This window comes from Streptomyces sp. NPDC005485 (assembly GCF_040606085.1).
In the GTDB taxonomy this organism is placed as follows: Bacteria; Actinomycetota; Actinomycetes; order Streptomycetales; family Streptomycetaceae; genus Streptomyces.
The window spans coordinates 1-16,954 of record NZ_JBEXDZ010000117.1; the positions used below are offsets into that span (position 1 = coordinate 1).

Annotated in this window: 16 protein-coding genes and 1 riboswitch; of the genes, 3 read left to right on the forward strand and 13 right to left on the reverse strand. The window is 67.9% G+C overall.

What is annotated here, in order from left to right:
- Nucleotides 1-347: 347 nt before the first annotated feature.
- The 3 genes from ABZS97_RS31180 to ABZS97_RS31190 all read right to left on the reverse strand — a co-directional run bounded on the left by ABZS97_RS31180 (nucleotide 348) and on the right by ABZS97_RS31190 (nucleotide 3,328).
- The gene (locus ABZS97_RS31180; RefSeq protein ID WP_356143053.1) at nucleotides 348-1,400 is read right to left on the reverse strand and encodes an NlpC/P60 family protein; all 1,053 of its coding nucleotides are present in this window, start codon (nucleotides 1,398-1,400) and stop codon (nucleotides 348-350) included.
- A gap of 304 nt (nucleotides 1,401-1,704) precedes the next feature.
- A complete protein-coding gene (locus tag ABZS97_RS31185; RefSeq protein WP_356143055.1) occupies nucleotides 1,705-3,054 on the reverse strand; it encodes an NYN domain-containing protein in 1,350 nt (449 codons plus the stop codon).
- A gap of 34 nt (nucleotides 3,055-3,088) precedes the next feature.
- Nucleotides 3,089-3,328 carry a hypothetical protein gene (locus ABZS97_RS31190; RefSeq protein WP_356143057.1) on the reverse strand — a complete coding sequence of 80 codons (240 nt, stop codon included), beginning with the start codon at nucleotides 3,326-3,328 and terminating at the stop codon, nucleotides 3,089-3,091.
- Between the two features lie 153 nt (nucleotides 3,329-3,481).
- Here ABZS97_RS31190 and ABZS97_RS31195 point away from each other — a divergent pair, with 153 nt between their 5' ends.
- Both ABZS97_RS31195 and ABZS97_RS31200 read left to right on the forward strand, forming a co-directional pair.
- Entirely contained in the window at nucleotides 3,482-4,225 is a 744-nt protein-coding gene (locus ABZS97_RS31195) for a rhomboid family intramembrane serine protease (protein WP_356143059.1), read from the forward strand.
- Nucleotides 4,222-4,503, forward strand: a complete 282-nt coding sequence (locus ABZS97_RS31200; RefSeq protein WP_356143061.1) for an Lrp/AsnC ligand binding domain-containing protein — start codon at nucleotides 4,222-4,224, stop codon at nucleotides 4,501-4,503. Before ABZS97_RS31195 ends, ABZS97_RS31200 begins: the two co-directional genes overlap by 4 nt.
- A gap of 26 nt (nucleotides 4,504-4,529) precedes the next feature.
- Here the strand turns inward: ABZS97_RS31200 and ABZS97_RS31205 are convergent, their stop codons facing one another.
- From ABZS97_RS31205 to ABZS97_RS31230, 6 genes are all read right to left on the reverse strand, one after another.
- Nucleotides 4,530-5,891 carry an aminotransferase class V-fold PLP-dependent enzyme gene (locus tag ABZS97_RS31205; protein WP_356143063.1) on the reverse strand — a complete coding sequence of 454 codons (1,362 nt, stop codon included), beginning with the start codon at nucleotides 5,889-5,891 and terminating at the stop codon, nucleotides 4,530-4,532.
- A 194-nt stretch (nucleotides 5,892-6,085) separates the two neighbouring features.
- A riboswitch (SAM riboswitch) is annotated at nucleotides 6,086-6,202 on the reverse strand.
- Between the two features lie 85 nt (nucleotides 6,203-6,287).
- Nucleotides 6,288-7,352, reverse strand: a complete 1,065-nt coding sequence (gene trpD, locus ABZS97_RS31210) for an anthranilate phosphoribosyltransferase (RefSeq protein WP_356143065.1) — start codon at nucleotides 7,350-7,352, stop codon at nucleotides 6,288-6,290.
- A gap of 127 nt (nucleotides 7,353-7,479) precedes the next feature.
- Complete coding sequence (locus ABZS97_RS31215; RefSeq protein ID WP_356143067.1) at nucleotides 7,480-9,117, reverse strand: cytochrome bc complex cytochrome b subunit; 1,638 nt, start codon at nucleotides 9,115-9,117, stop codon at nucleotides 7,480-7,482.
- Nucleotides 9,114-10,178 carry a Rieske 2Fe-2S domain-containing protein gene (locus ABZS97_RS31220; RefSeq protein WP_356143069.1) on the reverse strand — a complete coding sequence of 355 codons (1,065 nt, stop codon included), beginning with the start codon at nucleotides 10,176-10,178 and terminating at the stop codon, nucleotides 9,114-9,116. Before ABZS97_RS31220 ends, ABZS97_RS31215 begins: the two co-directional genes overlap by 4 nt.
- On the reverse strand, nucleotides 10,175-10,984 hold the full coding sequence (locus tag ABZS97_RS31225) for a c-type cytochrome (RefSeq protein WP_356143071.1): 810 nt from the start codon (nucleotides 10,982-10,984) through the stop codon (nucleotides 10,175-10,177). The genes ABZS97_RS31220 and ABZS97_RS31225 overlap by 4 nt, the downstream gene beginning before the upstream one ends.
- A gap of 64 nt (nucleotides 10,985-11,048) precedes the next feature.
- Nucleotides 11,049-11,669, reverse strand: a complete 621-nt coding sequence (locus ABZS97_RS31230) for a heme-copper oxidase subunit III (protein WP_356143073.1) — start codon at nucleotides 11,667-11,669, stop codon at nucleotides 11,049-11,051.
- A 202-nt stretch (nucleotides 11,670-11,871) separates the two neighbouring features.
- Here ABZS97_RS31230 and ABZS97_RS31235 point away from each other — a divergent pair, with 202 nt between their 5' ends.
- Nucleotides 11,872-12,273 carry a hypothetical protein gene (locus ABZS97_RS31235; RefSeq protein WP_356143075.1) on the forward strand — a complete coding sequence of 134 codons (402 nt, stop codon included), beginning with the start codon at nucleotides 11,872-11,874 and terminating at the stop codon, nucleotides 12,271-12,273.
- Between the two features lie 82 nt (nucleotides 12,274-12,355).
- Here ABZS97_RS31235 and ABZS97_RS31240 read toward each other — a convergent pair whose 3' ends face one another.
- The 4 genes from ABZS97_RS31240 to coxB form a co-directional block, all read right to left on the reverse strand.
- Nucleotides 12,356-13,618: an Ig-like domain-containing protein gene (locus ABZS97_RS31240; RefSeq protein WP_356143077.1), complete on the reverse strand. Its 1,263-nt coding sequence runs from the start codon at nucleotides 13,616-13,618 to the stop codon at nucleotides 12,356-12,358.
- Nucleotides 13,619-13,748: 130 nt separating this feature from the next.
- Nucleotides 13,749-14,147, reverse strand: coding sequence for a cytochrome c oxidase subunit 4 (locus tag ABZS97_RS31245; protein ID WP_356143079.1), 399 nt, complete (start codon nucleotides 14,145-14,147; stop codon nucleotides 13,749-13,751).
- A complete protein-coding gene (gene ctaD / locus ABZS97_RS31250; RefSeq protein ID WP_356143081.1) occupies nucleotides 14,144-15,877 on the reverse strand; it encodes a cytochrome c oxidase subunit I in 1,734 nt (577 codons plus the stop codon). The genes ABZS97_RS31245 and ctaD overlap by 4 nt, the downstream gene beginning before the upstream one ends.
- Entirely contained in the window at nucleotides 15,874-16,833 is a 960-nt protein-coding gene (coxB, locus tag ABZS97_RS31255) for a cytochrome c oxidase subunit II (protein ID WP_356143083.1), read from the reverse strand. The genes ctaD and coxB overlap by 4 nt, the downstream gene beginning before the upstream one ends.
- Nucleotides 16,834-16,954: the final 121 nt, after the last annotated feature.

Genomic DNA, 16,954 nt, shown 5'->3' on the forward strand with positions numbered 1-16,954 from the left:
TACCGGCCGGCGCCGCGCCGCAGGACGACACCCGGGCCGAGGTGGACCGCCTCTACGAGCAGGCCGAGAAGGCCACCGAGGCGCCACGGCCCCTGCTCAGGCCGGATGGTGCAAAGCGGCGATGGGACCCCACGACCGGTCGCACTCCCTTCCGCTGACGTGCCCCCGGAGTTGGGGGAAACGCGCCAGACAGTAGCCGTGCGATCACGTCCCGACCAACGACCTCGGCGGGCACACACAGTGACGCCCCGCCTATGACGCAGGTCATGGGCGGGGCGTGGGGTCAGCGCGAGGTGCTGCAATTCGCCCGATTGGGCGGCGCGGCGAACCTCGGTTACGGACGGCGGTCAGCCGATCCGGACGCCGAACTCGAAGGTCATGTTGCCGATCGCCTCGTAGCGGACGACCGCGCCGCTGTGCGGGGCGTGCAGCACCTGGCCGTGGCCGGCGTAGAGGCCGACGTGGTGGAAGTCGCCGTAGAAGATGACCAGGTCGCCGACCTGCAGGTCGCTCTGCGAGTAGATGCGGGTACCGGCGTTGGCCTGGGCCTCGGAGGTCCGGGGTATGGAGACACCGGCCTGGGCGTACGCCCACGAGGTGAGGCCCGAGCAGTCGAAGGAGCTGGGACCGGAGGCGCCGTAGACGTACGGCGAGCCGATCTTGCTCTGGGCGGCGCCGAACGCGGCACCGGCGCGCCCGGAGGCGGGGGCGGTGGAACCGGAACCCGAACCGGAGTCGAGGGCGTCGCGCGCGCTGGCGCGGCTGGCGCGCTCCTGCTCGGCGTCGAGGGCCGCCTTCTCCTTGGCCGTCAGGGTGTTGAGGAGCTTCTGCGCCTCGGCGAGCTTGCCCTGGACTTCCTTCTTCTTCTTGCCGAGTTCCGTACGGGTGTCAGCGAGGTCCTTGAGCTTCTCGGAGGCTTCCTGGCGCTGCTGGGCGAGCGAGCGCTGCTTCTCCTGGACCTTCTTCAGCGAATCGACCTGCTGACTGCTCAGCTGGTCCATCGCGGACGCCTTGTCGAGGTAGTCGTCCGGGTCGGAGGAGAGGAAGAGCGCCACGGACGGGTCGACGCCGCCGGTGCGGTACTGGGCGCTGGCCATCGAACCGAGGCCGTCACGCAGCTCGTTGAGGTCTTCCTGGCCGCGGGCGACGTTGTCCTGGAGCGTGGAGATCTGCTTCTCCAGCTTCTCCTGCTTCTCCTTGGCGCCGTTGTACTTCTCCGTGGCCTTCTCGGCCTCTTCGTAGAGCTTGTCGACCTTGGACTTGACTTCGTCCTTGCTCGGCTTCTCGCTCGGCGCGGCGTTGGCGGCGTTCGCGCTGAAAGCCACGGCAGCGGCTGCGGCGGTGGTGAGCACGGTCACACGGGTGCGGCTCGGCTGCTTGGGTCGACGGTGGGACGCCACGAAGGCGAGCTCCTTCTTCCTCCAGCCGCCTGCCGATACCCCGACGGGCGGTGCACCTCCGCCGTCACTCCCAATGAGTGATCACCCGAGCGGGGGTTCGAGGGCTGACCCTAGTGACCTTCCTGTGATCAGTTCAAATCCTCAGGTGAAAAATCTCGGTCACCGAGCGCATTCTTTACACTCAACTCACGAGCGGTAATGCGCGTTTGACGCTACGTTGCGTGAAGACCCCACCAATTCGGGCATCAAGCCCAGAGGTTACGCATGGTGCGTACGTTGCCTATGAGACGTACGCCGCAGACGGTCAGCCGTGCGAGAAGCGCTTGAGGAGCACCACCGAAGCCACCGGTCGCGCACCCGCCTTGGCGATGCCGTCGGCCACCTCGCGGTCGGTGGAGACGACGATGACGGGCCGGCCCGGCGGCTCCGCGCGCACCAGCTGGCGGATCAACTCGTCCGCGGTGACACCCGGCTTGGAGAACAGCACCCGCACACCCCGCGGCGGCGCCAGCAGCACCGGCGCGGCCAGCTCGGCCCCGTCGAAGACACAGGTGACCTCGGCGCCGGTCTGCGCGGCGAGCTGCGAGAGCTGACCGAGCAGCCGCAGCCGCTGCTTCTCCAGGGGCATCTGGGGGTAGCCGGTCTTGGTGACGTTGTAGCCGTCGACGACCAGATGCGCCTGCGGCAGCGCGAGGAGCTGGTCGAGGATCGCGGGATCGTTTTCGGACAGGGCGCGGGTGGCGATGTCCTTCGGCGTCATACGGCCCGGCTCGACCGCGTCGACGGTCTCGGCGGGGCGCACCGAAACCGGCGGCAGGGCGAGTTCACGGCGCAGCCCCTGCGTCGCGTCCAGCACGGTGTCCAGCAGCAGCCGTACGCGCATGTCCTCGACGCTGCGGCCCTCGCGCGCGGCCTTGCGGGTGGCCTCCAGCGTCGCCTCGGCCTCGCTGAGCCGCGCCTTGAGCCGCCGGGTCTCGCTCTCCGCGGCCGACATCTGGGTCTGCCCGTCGGTGCGCAGGGCGTCCATCTCGGCCTGCAGCTTGCGCACGGCAGCCTCGCCGCGCTTGACGTCGCTGAAGGCGCTGCGCAGCTTGCGATGGAGCGAATCGGCTTCCTTCTTCGCCGACTCCAGCTCCGTGCGCAGCCGTTCGGTCTCGGCCCGGGTCTGGTCGCGGGCCTGGGCGAGCTCCTCGCGCAGCCGCTCCAGCTCGACCCGGCTCTCCTCGTCGGCGCGCTCGGCGTCCGCCCGCTGGGCCTCCTCGCCCGCGGCGGTCACCAGCTTCACCCAGCCGGTGGGGCGCAGCACGTACGCGGCCGCCGCCACGTCCAGCGGGTCGGCGGCCGGGGGCGGCGCGGCCGAGTCGAGGGCCGCGGCCAGTTCCGGCTGGGCCTCGCGGAGCTTCTCGGCGATCCGCTGTCTGAACAGCGGGTCCGTCTCCAGCGCCGCGGCCATCGCGTTGCCCGCGAACTTGGCCCGGCGGGTCGGGGTGAACCGGGCATACTGCCGCAGCGGAGCGGGCAGTTCGGCGACGGTCAGTCCGCCGAAGCCGTCAGAGACGATCTGCACGACACGGCGGCGCACGCCGTCGGGCAGCGGACGGTCGAGCACCTCAGCGGTGCCGTCGTCCGGCTCCCCGCCTGTGGTCTCCACCATCCGTCACCCCAATGCCTGTGCGGGGCCTGCTCCCTCAGGAGCCGGCGCCCGGCCTGTCCACGAGTTCCACCTGATCCACGGCGTTGCACCAGCGGCAGCGCACCGACTCGATGGTCTCACTGACCACCTCACGTTCCTCGACGTTCGGCTCACCGGCCAGGTCGAGGTGTACGTACTCGACGACCTTCGACGAGCGGGTCACGTCGAAACGCGTCAGATTGCCGCAGAGGGTGCAGCGCCACCGGGTCTCGGCGGTGGGCGGGGGAACCGTCATCGTGGCTGGTCGCTTTCCTTCTAGTGTGCGTCCGAACCGGTCGCCCGGTGCGTGTGGCTCGTTACCCTACGGCCTGGCGGGGACTCGACGCTCGGCTGTCCACGGCGGCGAGGCGGTCTGTGCGGTTCGGTCCCGTTACGCCATGCTCTGTTCATGATCGGCAACCGGGGCGGCAGCTGGGGTGCGGCGGTCGGCGGAGCCCTCCGCCGGCAGCCGGCGCCGATGACGTACGCAGTGATCGTCCTGTGCTGCCTGATCTTCGTGATCGGTCCGGCGGCCGGGCTCAATCCCGTCTACGGCACCGGTGACGAACTGCTCGCCGCGCAGCGCGCCTACTTCGCGCGCTGGGGCGTCGTCCCGGCCGAGCTGCTCGGCGGCGCCCCGCGCGCCGCACTGACACCCGCGACGGCGCTCTTCGTGCACGGCAGCTGGCTGCATCTGCTGGGCAACATGCTCTTCCTCTACGTCTTCGGGGCGATGGCCGAGGAACGCATGGGCCACATCGAGTTCGCCCTCTTCTACGTGGGCTGCGGCTATCTGGCCCTGCTGGGGTACGCGGCCGCCAACGCCGGCTCCGCCCAGACACTGGTCGGCGCCTCCGGGGCGATCTCCGCGGTCCTCGGCGCGTTCCTGTACTTGTTCCCCGGGGCCCGGGTGACCAGTCTCTTCCCGTTCCTGTTCTTCCTGCCGCTGCGCTTCCCGGCCTGGCTGGTCCTGCCCTTCTGGGCCGCCCTGCAGTGGCTGGCGGCGGGCCGGGCCGCCCAGGGCCCCGGCGTCGCCTACCTGGCCCACCTGGTGGGCTTCGGTCTGGGCTTCGTCTACGCGTGGGTCCGATTCGGCCCAACCACTAGAGTGAAGGCCTCAGCAGCGGCCCCCGAGGGAGAGAACCAACCGTGATCACCGCGATCGTCCTCATCAAGACCAGCGTGGACCGGATCCCCGAGATCGCCGAGTCGATCGCCGCGCTGGAGAGCGTCAGCGAGGTCTTCTCCGTCACCGGCACCTACGACCTGATCGCGATGGTCCGCGTGAAGGCCCACGACGACCTCGCGGACATCATCCCCGGCCAGATCAGCAAGATCCCCGGCGTCGAGGCCACCGACACCCACGTCGCGTTCCGTACGTACTCCCAGCACGACCTGGAGGCGGCGTTCGCGATCGGTCTGGACTCCTGACCTGCTGAACACCGCCTCACAAAGGCTCAGACCGCCGGCACGCAGCGCCCGCCCTCGGTCCGGTACTGCCACCGCGCACCGTCGCGGACGAGCTCCTTCACCGCGCGCACGAAACGCTCCACGTGCTCGTCGGGCGTACCGGCGCCGAAGCTGACGCGGATGGCGTTGAGGGACTTCTCCCCGGGCGCCGCCTCGGGGGCACCGCACTCGCCCTGGGTCCCGGGGTCGCTGCCCAGCAGGGTGCGGACCAGCGGGTGCGCGCAGAACAGGCCGTCGCGGACGCCGATGCCGTACTCGGCGGAGAGCGCGGCGGCGAAGTGCGAGCTGTTCCAGCCCTCGACGACGAAGGAGAGGACGCCGACGCGCGGGGCGTCGTCGCCGAACAGCGAGAGCACACGCACCTCGGGAACCTCGGCGAGGCCCTCGCGGACCGTGTCGATCAGCTGCTGCTCGCGGGCGACCAGGGTGTCGAAGCCGGCCTCGGTCAGGGCCTTGCAGGCCGACGCGATGGAGTAGACGCCGATGACGTTCGGGGAACCGGCCTCGTGGCGGGCGGCCGTGTCGTGCCACTCGACGTCCACTCCCCCGTCCTCGCGCCGCGCGACCTTGCGGCTGGCGCCGCCGCCCGCGAGGTACGGCTCGGCAGCACGCAGCCAGTCGGAGCGGCCGGCGAGGACGCCGGAGCCGAAGGGCGCGTACAGCTTGTGCCCGGAGAAGGCGACCCAGTCCACGTCGAGGTCCTGCACGGACACCGGGTGGTGCGGGGCGAGCTGCGCGGCGTCCAGGACGATGCGGGCGCCGTGCGCGTGGGCGGCGGCGGCCAGCTCGCGCACCGGCCACAGCTCACCGGTGACGTTCGAGGCGCCGGTGACGCAGACGAGGGCCGGGCCGTAGGGGTCGCGGTCGGCGAGGGCGCGCTCCAGGGTGGCGACGGCCTCGCCGGGGGTGCGCGGGGCGTTCAGGTACGTCACCCGGGCGTCCCGCCAGGGCAGCAGCGAGGCGTGGTGCTCGGTCTCGAAGACGAAGACCTGGCAGTCGGCCGGGAGAGCGGCGGCGAGCAGGTTGAGGGAGTCGGTGGTGGACCGGGTGAAGACGACCTGGTCGTCCTCACGACAGTCCAGGAACTCGGCGACGGTCACGCGGGCGTTCTCGAACAGGTCGGTGGACAGCTGCGAGAGGTACCCGGCGCCACGGTGCACGCTGCCGTAGTAGGGGGCGTACGCGGCGACGTCGTCCCACACCCGCTGGAGCGCCGGGGCGCTGGCCGCGTAGTCGAGGGCGGCGTAGGTGACCTCGCCACCGGTGACGAGCGGGACGGTCACATCCCGGCCCAGAACGGGCAGAGGGGTGCAAAGGGTCTGGTCGATGGCAGCGATGGAGACAGACATGGCGAACTCCCGTGAGAGGCAGGCGAAGTCACTGCGCGAGCACCCGTCGACGGGTATGGCTCAGCGCAGGAGGAGGTGAAAAGAAGGGTGCGGAAAAGGGGCTCCGAAAAGCCCTATCGCATTCGCTTGCTCACGAGACTGCTCCCTTGAGGACCAGGACCCCAGGGATGCGCCACTCGAAATGAGTGCGCAAGGGTCCGCGCTTGCCGTAGACCTCGCTGCCTACGGCCTGGTCTTCACCCGGGGCACCCCGCCACGGACGGAGGGTTGCCGGACAGTCGGCCGGGGCCTCATGACTGTCGCTCATGACCTGGTACAGCATCTTGCCACACGATCTTCGACGCGCAAGGCGCAGTCCAGGATCCGGACTGCGCCTCGCGTCACATCGCGTACGGCTCAGGCGTTGCTGGCCGCCACCCACCGCTCCAGGACCCGCTTGGCGGCCCCGGAGTCGATGGCCTCGGCCGCCTTCTCCATTCCGGCGCGCAGCTGGTCCGCGAGGGTTCCGTCGCCCGGCGAGAGAGCCACCAGCGCGGCCGCCGAGTTCAGCAGCACCGCGTCCCGTACGGGGCCGGTCTCGCCGTTCAGCAGCCGTCGGGCGACCTCCGCGTTGTACGAGGGGTCGCCGCCGCCCAGCGCCTCGACGGGGACGAGGGCGAGGCCGGTGTCGCGCGGGTCGAAGGACTCCTCGCGCACCTTGCCGTCCCTGACGACCCAGACGTGGGAGGTGGCGGTGGTCGTCAGCTCGTCCAGGCCGTCGTCACCGCGGAAGACGAGCGAGGAGTTGCCGCGCTCGGCGAGGACGCCGGCCACGATGGGCGCCATGCGGGGGTCCGCGACGCCGACGGCCTGCGCCTTCACCCGGGCGGGGTTGGTGAGCGGGCCAAGGGCGTTGAACGTCGTACGGATGCCCAACTGGCCGCGTGCGGCGGCCACATGACGCAGCGCCGGATGGAACTTCACGGCGAAGCAGAAGGTGATCCCGGCCTCCTCGGCGACCTCGGCGACCCGCTTCACACTCAGGTTCAGGTTGACGCCGAGCTTCTCCAGTACGTCGGAGGAGCCGGACGCGGAGGACGCGGCGCGGTTGCCGTGCTTGACGACCTTGGCGCCCGTACCGGCCACGACGATCGCCGACATGGTGGAGATGTTGACGGTCTTGGCGCCGTCGCCCCCCGTTCCGACGATGTCGACGGTCTCGCCCGGCACCTCGATCACGTTCGCGTGCTCGTACATCGTCCGGACGAGCCCGGTGATCTCCTCGACGGTCTCGCCCTTGGCGCGCAGCGCGACCATGAAGCCGGCGATCTGGGCGTCGGTCGCCTCGCCGCGCAGGATGCGGTCCATCGCCCAGGCGGTGTGGTCCGCGCTCTGGTCACGGCCGTCGAGGAGGCCGTTCAGCACCTCGGGCCAGGAACGGCCCGCCGCGATGTCGCCTCCAGCGGGGGTCACAGCACTCATTGCCGCTCCTGGGTTCGTAGACACGTACAAGCTGGGTCCACCCTATCCAGGGCCGCGGACGGCAAAGAGCCCCGTCCATGAACTGGACGGGGCTCCTGCCGTGGCGATCAGTACCGCTGGGCGGGGATCAGTGGTGGCCGTGGCCGCTCGTGATCTCCTTGTACTCCTCGACGGTGGGCTTGGGGATCTGGTTGTTCTCCCCGTAGTAGCCCTTGCTGAGCTTGGCGCGCAGCTTCTGCGTGCCGCTCACCTTGCGCTCGACACCGTTCTCGTCGACCGTCGGGCCGATCTCGGCGGGCCGGTACTGCTCGTGCGCGGTGAGGGTGTGCAGCGCGTCCTGGCTGAGCGGCTCGTGGATCTCGACGAACTCACCGTGCGGCAGGCGCTTGATGATGCCCGACTCGCGGCCGTGCAGCACCTTGTCGTGGTCGCGACGCTGGAGGCCGAGGCAGATCCGCTTGGTGGCGATGAACACGAGCACCGGTACGACGAAGAACGCGATCCGGACGAACCAGGTGATCGAGTTGATCGACAGGTGGAAGTGCGTGGCCCAGAGGTCGTTGCCACCACCGACGAGCAGGACGAAGTACCAGCTGATCCACGCGGCACCGAAGGCCGTGCGGGTCGGGACGTTGCGCGGGCGGTCCAGGATGTGGTGCTCGCGCTTGTCGCCGGTGACCCAGGACTCGATGAACGGGTAGACCGCGATCGCGACCAGGACCAGCGGGAAGATCATCAGCGGGATGAACACGCCCAGGACGAGCGTGTGACCCCAGAGGTTGATCTCCCAGCCCGGCATGACACGGATCAGGCCCTCGGAGAAGCCCATGTACCAGTCGGGCTGGGCGCCGGTGGACACCTGGTCCGGACGGTAGGGACCCATGGCCCAGATCGGGTTGATCGAGGCGATCGCCGCGATGACCGCGATGACACCGAAGACCAGGAAGAAGAAGCCTCCGGCCTTGGCCATGTAGACCGGCAGCAGCGGCATGCCGACGACGTTCTTGTTGGTCTTTCCGGGGCCCGCGAACTGCGTGTGCTTGTGGTAGAAGACCAGGATCAGGTGGCCGACGACCAGGCCGAGCATGATGCCCGGCAGCAGCAGTACGTGGATCGAGTAGAAGCGGGCCACGAAGTCGCCGCCCGGGAACTCTCCGCCGAAGAGGAAGAACGACAGGTACGTGCCGACGATCGGCACGGACAGGACCGCGCCTTCCATGAAGCGGACACCGGTTCCGGAGAGCAGGTCGTCCGGGAGCGAGTAACCGGTGAAGCCGGTGAACATGCCCAGGACGAACAGCAGGAAGCCGAACAGCCAGTTGACCTCACGGGGCTTGCGGAACGCACCCGTGAAGAACACGCGCATCATGTGCACGAACATGCCGGCGAGGAAGATCAGCGCCGCCCAGTGGTGGATCTGCCGGATCAGCAGACCACCGCGCACCTCGAAGGAGATGTGCATGGTCGAGTTGAACGCCTCGGACATCAGCTGACCCTGCAACGGGACGTAGCTGCCGTCGTACACCACCTCGTTCATCGAGGGGTGGAAGAACAGCGTCAGGTACACACCCGTGAGGATGATGATGATGAAGCTGTAGAGGCAGACCTCACCCAACATGAACGACCAGTGGTCGGGGAAGATCTTGCGCATGTTGGACTTGGCCAGGGAGTAGATCCCCAGACGGCCGTCGGCCCAGTCGGCCACCCGCTCACCGGCGGGCGCCTTCTCGCGCGAACGCGAGTCGGAGGTGGTGGTAGTGCTCATCCGCGCTCCCAGAATGCAGGACCGACGGGCTCTTCGAAGTCGCCGAGCGCCTCGAGGTAGCCGTCTGCGTTCACACCGATGCGCAACTGCGGCAGGGCGTGACCGGCCGGGCCGAAGATCACTCGGGCACCGTCGGAGAGGTCGAAGGTGGACTGGTGGCACGGGCAGAGGACGTGGTGCGTCTGCTGCTCGTACAGGGAGATCGGGCAACCGACGTGGGTGCAGATCTTCGAGTAGGCCACGATTCCCTCGTGGGACCACTCGAGTTCCTTCTTGTCCTTGATGTTGTCCGGCTGGAGCCGGACGATCATCAGGGCAGTCTTGGCGATCTCCTTCTGGAAGTCCTCGTCGTGCTCCTCCAGGCCCTCGGGCTTGGCGAACGTCAGCGAACCGACCACGACGTCCGAGGCACGCAGCGGCTCGTTGGTGTTCATGTTGACGAGCAGCTTGCCCTTGGACCAGAGCGTGTGACGCAGCTTGGTGCCGGGCAGCGGGCCGAGGTCGCGCAGCAGCATGACGCCGGAGAGCGGGAACAGGGCCAGCGCGCCGAACATCGTGTTGCGGATCAGCTTGCGGCGGCCGAGCGCCGACTCCCTTGCGCCGTCCCTGAAGTCGGCCATGACCTTGGCCTTGACCTCGGGCGGGGCCTCGATCGGGTGACGCTCGTCCGCGATCTCCACGTCGGACATCAGGGTGCGGGCCCAGTGGACCGCCCCCGCGCCGATGGTGAAGAGCGCGATACCGAGGGTCATTCCCAGCGCGAAGTTCAGCGCGCTGATGTGCCCGATCGGGAAGACGTAGATCGCCCTGTCGTTCGGGATCGCCACGTACGAGGCGATGAAGCCCACGGTGGCCAGCATCGACAGCGTGAACAGGAAGGCGACCACGCGCTCGGAGCGCTTGGCGGCCTCCTCGTCGATGTCCTGGACACGGTGCTCGTGGGGCGGCAGGCCGGGGTCGGCGAACGGGTTCTTCTCGTCCGCGACGGCGACCGTGCCGTGACCGTGCTCGTCGTCCTGCGCTACCGGCAGGTTCTCTTCTGGAATCTCTTGGCTACTCATGACTTCTTGGCCTTTGCGGTCCGAGCGGCGACCCAGACGGCGACGGCGATCAGGGCGCCGAGGCCGAAGATCCAGGCGAACAGTCCCTCGCTGACCGGTCCGAGACCGCCCAGCTCGAGGCCGCCGGGGCTCTCGGTGTCGTCACCGTTGACCGCGTCGAGGTACGCGATGATGTCCTTCTTGTTCTTCTCCGACAGCGTCGTGTCGGGGAAGGACGGCATGTTCTGCGGGCCGGTCTGCATGGCCTCGTAGATGTGCTTCGGGTCCACACCCTCAAGGTCCGGCGCGAACTTGCCGTGGGTCAGCGCACCGCCCTTGCCGGTGAAGTTGTGGCACTGCGCGCAGTTGGTGCGGAAGAGCTCGCCGCCCTTGGCGATGTCCGCGCCCTCCGGGCTGACCTGGTTCTTCGTCGGAACCGAGGGACCGGCGCCGAGCGAGGCGATGTACGCCGCGAGCTGGTCGATGTCGGCCTGCGAGTAGATGACCTTCTTCTTCGGCACCTGGGCACCGGGCTGCTGGGCCGGCATACGGCCGGTGCCGACCTGGAAGTCGACCGCCGCGGCGCCGACCCCCACCAGGCTCGGCCCGTCGGAGGTGCCCTGACCGCCGGTTCCGTGGCAGGTTGCGCAGCCCACGGAGTAGATCTTCTTGCCCTCGTCGATGGCGAGGGACTGGGCGGTGTCATCGGCCTGCGCCTTGCTCGCGGGTGCGAACGCGGCGTACAGCCCCCCTGTGCATGCCAGCGCGAGGAGTAGGACGACGACCGCCGCCAGCGGATGGCGTCGTCGTGCGGAGAGCTTTTTCACGGATTACCCCGGTGTCAGGATCTTCTGCGTCGGTGCTTCTGGATGTTTCGGGCGGTTCGCCCGATTACTTGATCATGTAGATCGTGGCGAAGAGGCCGATCCAGACCACATCGACGAAGTGCCAGTAGTAGGACACGACGATGGCGGCGGTTGCCTGCTCATGGGTGAACCTCTTGGCCGCGTACGTCCTGCCGAGGACGAACAGGAAGGCGATGAGGCCGCCGGTCACATGCAGACCGTGGAAGCCGGTGGTCAGGTAGAACACCGAGCCGTACGGGTCGGAGGAGAGCGAGAGCCCGTCCTTCTTGACCAGTTCGGTGTACTCGAAGACCTGACCGCCGATGAAGATCGCACCCATGATGAAGGTGACGATGAACCAGCCCCGGAGCTTCTTCACATCCCCGCGCTCGGCGGCGAACACGCCGAGCTGGCAGGTCAGGGAGGAGAGCACCAGGATCGTGGTGTTCGTCGCGGAGAACGGGAAGTTCAGGCTGGACGCCATTTCCTTCCAGTGATCCGGCCCGGTCACCGATCGCAGGGTGAAGTACATCGCGAAGAGGGCCGCGAAGAACATCAGCTCGGAACTCAGCCAGATGATGGTTCCGACGCTGGTGAGGTTCGGCCGATTGACCGACGGGTGCGCGTGCCCTGTTTCTACTGTCGTTGCTGTCGCCACGACCGACATTATGTCGGTCGCTTATCCCGCCCTCACCCCGGGGGGTGCCGTTCGGAGTGTCCGCGGCGTGTGTCCTGCCCGTATGGCCCATCGAAGCCCTGTCCGAACCGTGGTTGACGAGGTGTCCGGAGGAGTAGCATCCGCGCATCGGTTCACGCCCGTACGACGCCAAAGTCGCGGAAACTGTGTCTTCTAGATGCGCGGAGGAACAATGCAGCCGACCGCCACGGTGCTGGTCTACAGCGACGACTCCAACACCCGGGAGCAGGTACGGCTCGCGACGGGCCGCAGGCCGGCCGCCGACGTGCCTCAGGTCGAGTTCATCGAGTGCGCGACACACGCAGCCGTCATCAAGGAACTGGACCGGGGCGGCATCGACGTCTGCGTCCTGGACGGGGAGGCCGTTCCGATGGGCGGAATGGGCGTCTGCCGCCAGATCAAGGACGAGATCTTCAACTGCCCGCCCGTGCTCGTCCTCATCGGCCGCCCACAGGACGCCTGGCTGGCCACGTGGAGCCGCGCGGACGCCGCGGTGACCTTGCCGGTCGATCCGGTGGAGTTCGCGGCCTCCTTGGCCTCTCTGCTCCGTCGGAGGGCGGCGCTGAGCGCCTGAGGGTTCGGGACTGCCCGCCGTCCGGCGACCGCGGGCAGTCTTTGGTTGCTCGCGCCGTTCCCCGCGCCCCTTGCGGGGCGCCTCAGACACTCTCCGGCCTCAGGCGGGCCCTGTCCGCCGGGCTGGGACCGTCCGGCGTGCCCTTCAGAAGGGCGCTGCCGGTGCGCCATTTCTTCCAGCCGAGGTTCCAGTCGCCGAAGCCGTTGCCGAACGGGTCCATGGTGTCGCCGTTGGAGTTGACTACCTTCACGATGTCGCCCTCGCGGACGTGGTCGAAGAACCACTCGGCGTCGCTGGTGCTCATCCCGGTGCAGCCGTGGCTGACGTTGGCGTACCCCTGCTCGCCCACGGACCAGGGCGCGGCGTGCACGTATTCGCCGCTCCAGGTCACGCGGGTGGCGTAGTACACGGGCAGGTCGTACGAGTCGGAGCTGCCCTCGGCGATGCCGATGCTGGTACCGCGCATCCGTACGAAGTACTCCTTGCCCAGTACGACCTTGACGCCGTTGCGGGTCTCGAAACCGGGCTTGCCGGTGGTGACGGGGATCTCGTTGATCTCCTTGCCGTTCTTGTAGACGGTCATGGAGTGCGAGGACGCGTCCGTCACCGCGATGAGGCGGTCGCCGATGGTGAGCTTCAGGGGCTTCACGTCGGCGCCCCAGAGCCGTTCGGCGACCTTGACGCCCGAGAGGTTGCTGTGCGCCAGGACGGTGGAGTTGGCGGGCCAGTAGTCCTTGGGGCGGTAGTGCAGCGTCTTGTCGTCCACCCAGTGCCAGGCGCCCTCCACGGCGGGCGTCGAGTCGACGCGCAGGGCGCGCTCCACGACGGCCCGGGCGGCCTTGTCCTTGACGGGGGCGCTGAGTTCGGCGGTGACGGGCTGGCCGACGCCGTACTTGCCCTTCTGCGGCCCGAACGTCACCTTCAGGCGCTTCTTGGTCTTCGGGGTGCTGGTGTCGAAGGTGACGACCTTGCGGCCGGGGGCGCCGTCGTCGTCCTCCGTGCTCACCCGCACCGTGTAGCGGGCGCCCGCGGCGAGCGGGGAGGTGCTGTGCCAGCGGCCCCCGTCGGCGGCGAGTTCGCCCGCCACGTACCGTCCGGTCGCGTCCGTGGCCGTCACGTCGGTGATGCGCCCGTCGTCGCCCTCGGTGGTGATCTCCAGGGGCTTGTCGGGGTCGACCTTCTTCCCGCCGCCGGTGGGGCTGTTGAAGGAGATCTGACCTGCCGCGTCGTACGGCTTGGCCGACAGGGGTTGGCCGCCCGAGCCGCAGGCGGTGGCGCCCGCGCCGAGGGCGACGACCAGCGTGGTGCAGCTGACGACCGTGCGGATTCGCGGTGAGTGGCTCATGGACTCACGCTATGGAGCTTCGTCAGCACCGGCGCGGTGGGTAACTCGGACGAGGGACAGCGTGTGTGGCAAAAGAGGGAGCCCGGACCCTCCTGACGGAGTGTCCGGGCTCCAGAGCGCTCAGCGCGTGCTACTGGGTGCGGTTCTCACCGCGGTAGTACTCGAAGACCCAGCCCCACAGGCCGATCATGATGACCGGTGCCGAGAAGTACATCAGCCACCAGCCGAAGATGACGCCCATGAAGGCGAGCGCACCACCGATGCCGAGGGCCAGCGGCTGCCAGCTGTGCGGGCTGAAGAAGCCCACCTCACCGGCGTCGTCCGCGACGTCGGCCTCCTTGTTGTCCTGGGCACCGGCGTCGACACGCTGGGCCGTGAAGGACAGGTAGAAGCCGATCATGACGCTCAGGCCGAAGCCCAGGAAGAGCGCCGTGGTGCCGGCAGGCTCCTTCGACCACACGCCGTAGACGATCGCCATGGCGAGGATGAAGACGGCCAGCCAGATGAACATCTTGCCCTGGATCTTCACTTGCCGGCCTCCTTGCCACCCGCGAGGGCGCCGGCACCGTGGCCGCTGAGCTCAAGCTGCTCCATGGCGACGATCTCCGGGTGATGAAGATCGAACGCCGGGGATTCGGAGCGGATCCGGGGCAGCGTGAGGAAGTTGTGCCGCGGCGGCGGGCACGAGGTGGCCCATTCCAGCGAACGGCCGTAGCCCCACGGGTCGTCGACCTCGACCTTCTTGCCGTACTTGGCCGTCTTCCACACGTTGTAGAGGAACGGCAGGATCGACAGGCCGAGCAGGAACGAACAGATCGTCGAGATCGTGTTCAGGGCGGTGAAGCCGTCGGCCGCGAGGTAGTCCGCGTACCGGCGCGGCATACCCTCCGCGCCCAGCCAGTGCTGGACGAGGAACGTGCCGTGGAAGCCCACGAACAGCGTCCAGAAGGTGATCTTGCCCAGACGCTCGTCGAGCATCTTGCCGGTCATCTTCGGCCACCAGAAGTGGAAGCCGGAGAACATCGCGAACACCACGGTGCCGAAGACCACGTAGTGGAAGTGCGCCACCACGAAGTACGAGTCCGAGACGTGGAAGTCCATCGGGGGCGACGCCAGGATGACACCGGTCAGACCACCGAAGGTGAAGGTGATCAGGAAGCCGGTCGCCCAGAGCATCGGTGTCTCGAAGGACAACGAGCCCTTCCACATCGTTCCGATCCAGTTGAAGAACTTCACGCCCGTTGGCACGGCGATGAGGAACGTCATGAAGGAGAAGAACGGGAGCAACACACCGCCGGTGACGTACATGTGGTGAGCCCACACCGTCACGGAGAGACCGGCGATCGCGATGGTGGCGCCGATCAGGCCCATGTAACCGAACATCGGCTTGCGCGAGAACACCGGGATCACTTCGGAAATGATCCCGAAGAAGGGCAAGGCGATGATGTACACCTCTGGATGGCCGAAGAACCAGAAGAGGTGTTGCCATAGCAGGGCCCCGCCATTGGCGGCGTCGAACACATGCGCACCGAACTTGCGGTCCGCCTCCAGGGCGAACAGCGCGGCAGCCAGGACCGGGAAGGCCAGCAGCACGAGTACGGCGGTGAGCAGCACGTTCCACACGAAGATCGGCATGCGGAACATGGTCATGCCGGGCGCGCGCATGCAGATGATGGTGGTGATGAAGTTGACCGCACCGAGGATCGTGCCGAAGCCGGAGAAGGCCAGACCCATGATCCACATGTCGGCGCCGATGCCCGGCGAGCGGACCGCGTCCGACAGCGGGCTGTAGGCGAACCAGCCGAAGTCGGCCGCACCCTGCGGGGTGAGGAAGCCACCCACCGCGATCAGCGAGCCGAACAGGTACAGCCAGTAGGCGAACATGTTCAGCCGCGGGAACGCCACGTCGGGCGCGCCGATCTGCAGCGGCATGATCCAGTTCGTGAAACCGGCGAACAGGGGCGTCGCGAACATCAGCAGCATGATCGTGCCGTGCATCGTGAACGCCTGGTTGAACTGCTCGTTCGACATGATCTGCGTGCCCGGGCGCGCCAGCTCGGCGCGCATGAGCAGCGCCATGACGCCGCCGATGCAGAAGAACGCGAAGGACGTGACCAGGTACAGCGTGCCGATCGTCTTGTGGTCGGTGGTGGTGAGCCACTTGACCACGACGTTGCCGGGCTGCTTGCGCCGTACCGGCAGCTCGTTCTCGTACGAGTCTTCGGCCGCGGCACCCTGAGGTTCGTTGAGGATGCTCACAGGTTGTTCGTCTCCCGGTTCTTCTCGTGGCCCGTCTGCTCAATGCCGGCCGGGACGTAACCGGTCTGTCCCTGCTTCGCGAGCTTGGCGAGGTGAGCCTCGTAAGCCTCGGGAGAGACGACCTTCACGTTGAAGAGCATCCGGGAGTGGTCGACGCCGCAGAGCTCGGCGCACTTGCCCAGGAAGGTGCCCTCGTGGTTGGGGGTCACCTGGAAGGAGTTGGTGTGGCCCGGGATGACGTCCTGCTTCATCAGGAACGGCACCACCCAGAAGGAGTGGATGACGTCACGCGAAGTGAGGACGAAGCGGACCGTCTTGCCCTTGGGGAGCCAGAGGGTCGGACCCGGGTTGTGCGTGTCCGGATTGCGCTCGCCGGGCGTGCCGACCTCGTAGACACCGCCGGCGTTCGCCGGGAAGTCCTTCTTGAACCGGTCCGGAATCGCGTCCAGGTTCTTGTCTGTCTTGGCGTCACCGGTGGAACCGTCGACGTTCGCGATGTAGTTGAAGCCCCAGCTCCACTGGTAGCCCACGACGTTCACAGTGACGTCGGGCTTCTTGGAGAGATCGAGGAGCTTCGACTCGTCGCGTGCCGTGAAGTAGAAGAGCACCGAGACGATGATGAGCGGGACCACCGTGTACAGCGCCTCGATGGGCATGTTGTACCGGGTCTGCGGGGGAACTTCGATCTTCGTGCGGCTGCGCCGATGGAAGATGGTCGCCCACAGGATCAGGCCCCAGACCAGCACGCCGGTGGCGAGCGCGGCCGCCCACGATCCCTGCCACAGGGAGAGGATCCGGGGAGCCTCCTCCGTGACCGGGGTGGGCATACCAAGGCGGGGAAAGTCCTTGTATGTGCAACCGGTGGCGGTCGCCAGGACCAGGCCCGCAGTCATTGCCTGCAGCAGCTTCCGCCGCATCGGGCGCCGCGGCGAGCGGTCGGAGCCGTTGGGACTCACGTAGCGCCTTCCCGAGAGTCTCGCCCGCGCTGGTTGGCTGCGGCCTCGCTGGTCGGTCGCCGCCCTGCGTCGGGCAGGGGTTTGGATGTTTATGCGGACCAAACCCTACTGGACGCAATTT

Excerpts from the sequence above, each read along its gene's own strand:
- ABZS97_RS31230 (WP_356143073.1), bottom strand. The coding sequence starts at position 11,669 with ATGTCGGTCGTGGCGACAGCAACGACAGTAGAAACAGGGCACGCGCAC.
- ABZS97_RS31205 (WP_356143063.1), bottom strand. The coding sequence starts at position 5,891 with ATGTCTGTCTCCATCGCTGCCATCGACCAGACCCTTTGCACCCCTCTG.
- ABZS97_RS31215 (WP_356143067.1), bottom strand. The coding sequence starts at position 9,117 with ATGAGCACTACCACCACCTCCGACTCGCGTTCGCGCGAGAAGGCGCCC.
- ABZS97_RS31235 (WP_356143075.1), top strand. The coding sequence starts at position 11,872 with ATGCAGCCGACCGCCACGGTGCTGGTCTACAGCGACGACTCCAACACC.
- ABZS97_RS31240 (WP_356143077.1), bottom strand. The coding sequence starts at position 13,618 with ATGAGCCACTCACCGCGAATCCGCACGGTCGTCAGCTGCACCACGCTG.
- trpD (WP_356143065.1), bottom strand. The coding sequence starts at position 7,352 with ATGAGTGCTGTGACCCCCGCTGGAGGCGACATCGCGGCGGGCCGTTCC.
- ABZS97_RS31190 (WP_356143057.1), bottom strand. The coding sequence starts at position 3,328 with ATGACGGTTCCCCCGCCCACCGCCGAGACCCGGTGGCGCTGCACCCTC.
- ABZS97_RS31195 (WP_356143059.1), top strand. The coding sequence starts at position 3,482 with ATGATCGGCAACCGGGGCGGCAGCTGGGGTGCGGCGGTCGGCGGAGCC.
- ABZS97_RS31185 (WP_356143055.1), bottom strand. The coding sequence starts at position 3,054 with ATGGTGGAGACCACAGGCGGGGAGCCGGACGACGGCACCGCTGAGGTG.
- ABZS97_RS31220 (WP_356143069.1), bottom strand. The coding sequence starts at position 10,178 with ATGAGTAGCCAAGAGATTCCAGAAGAGAACCTGCCGGTAGCGCAGGAC.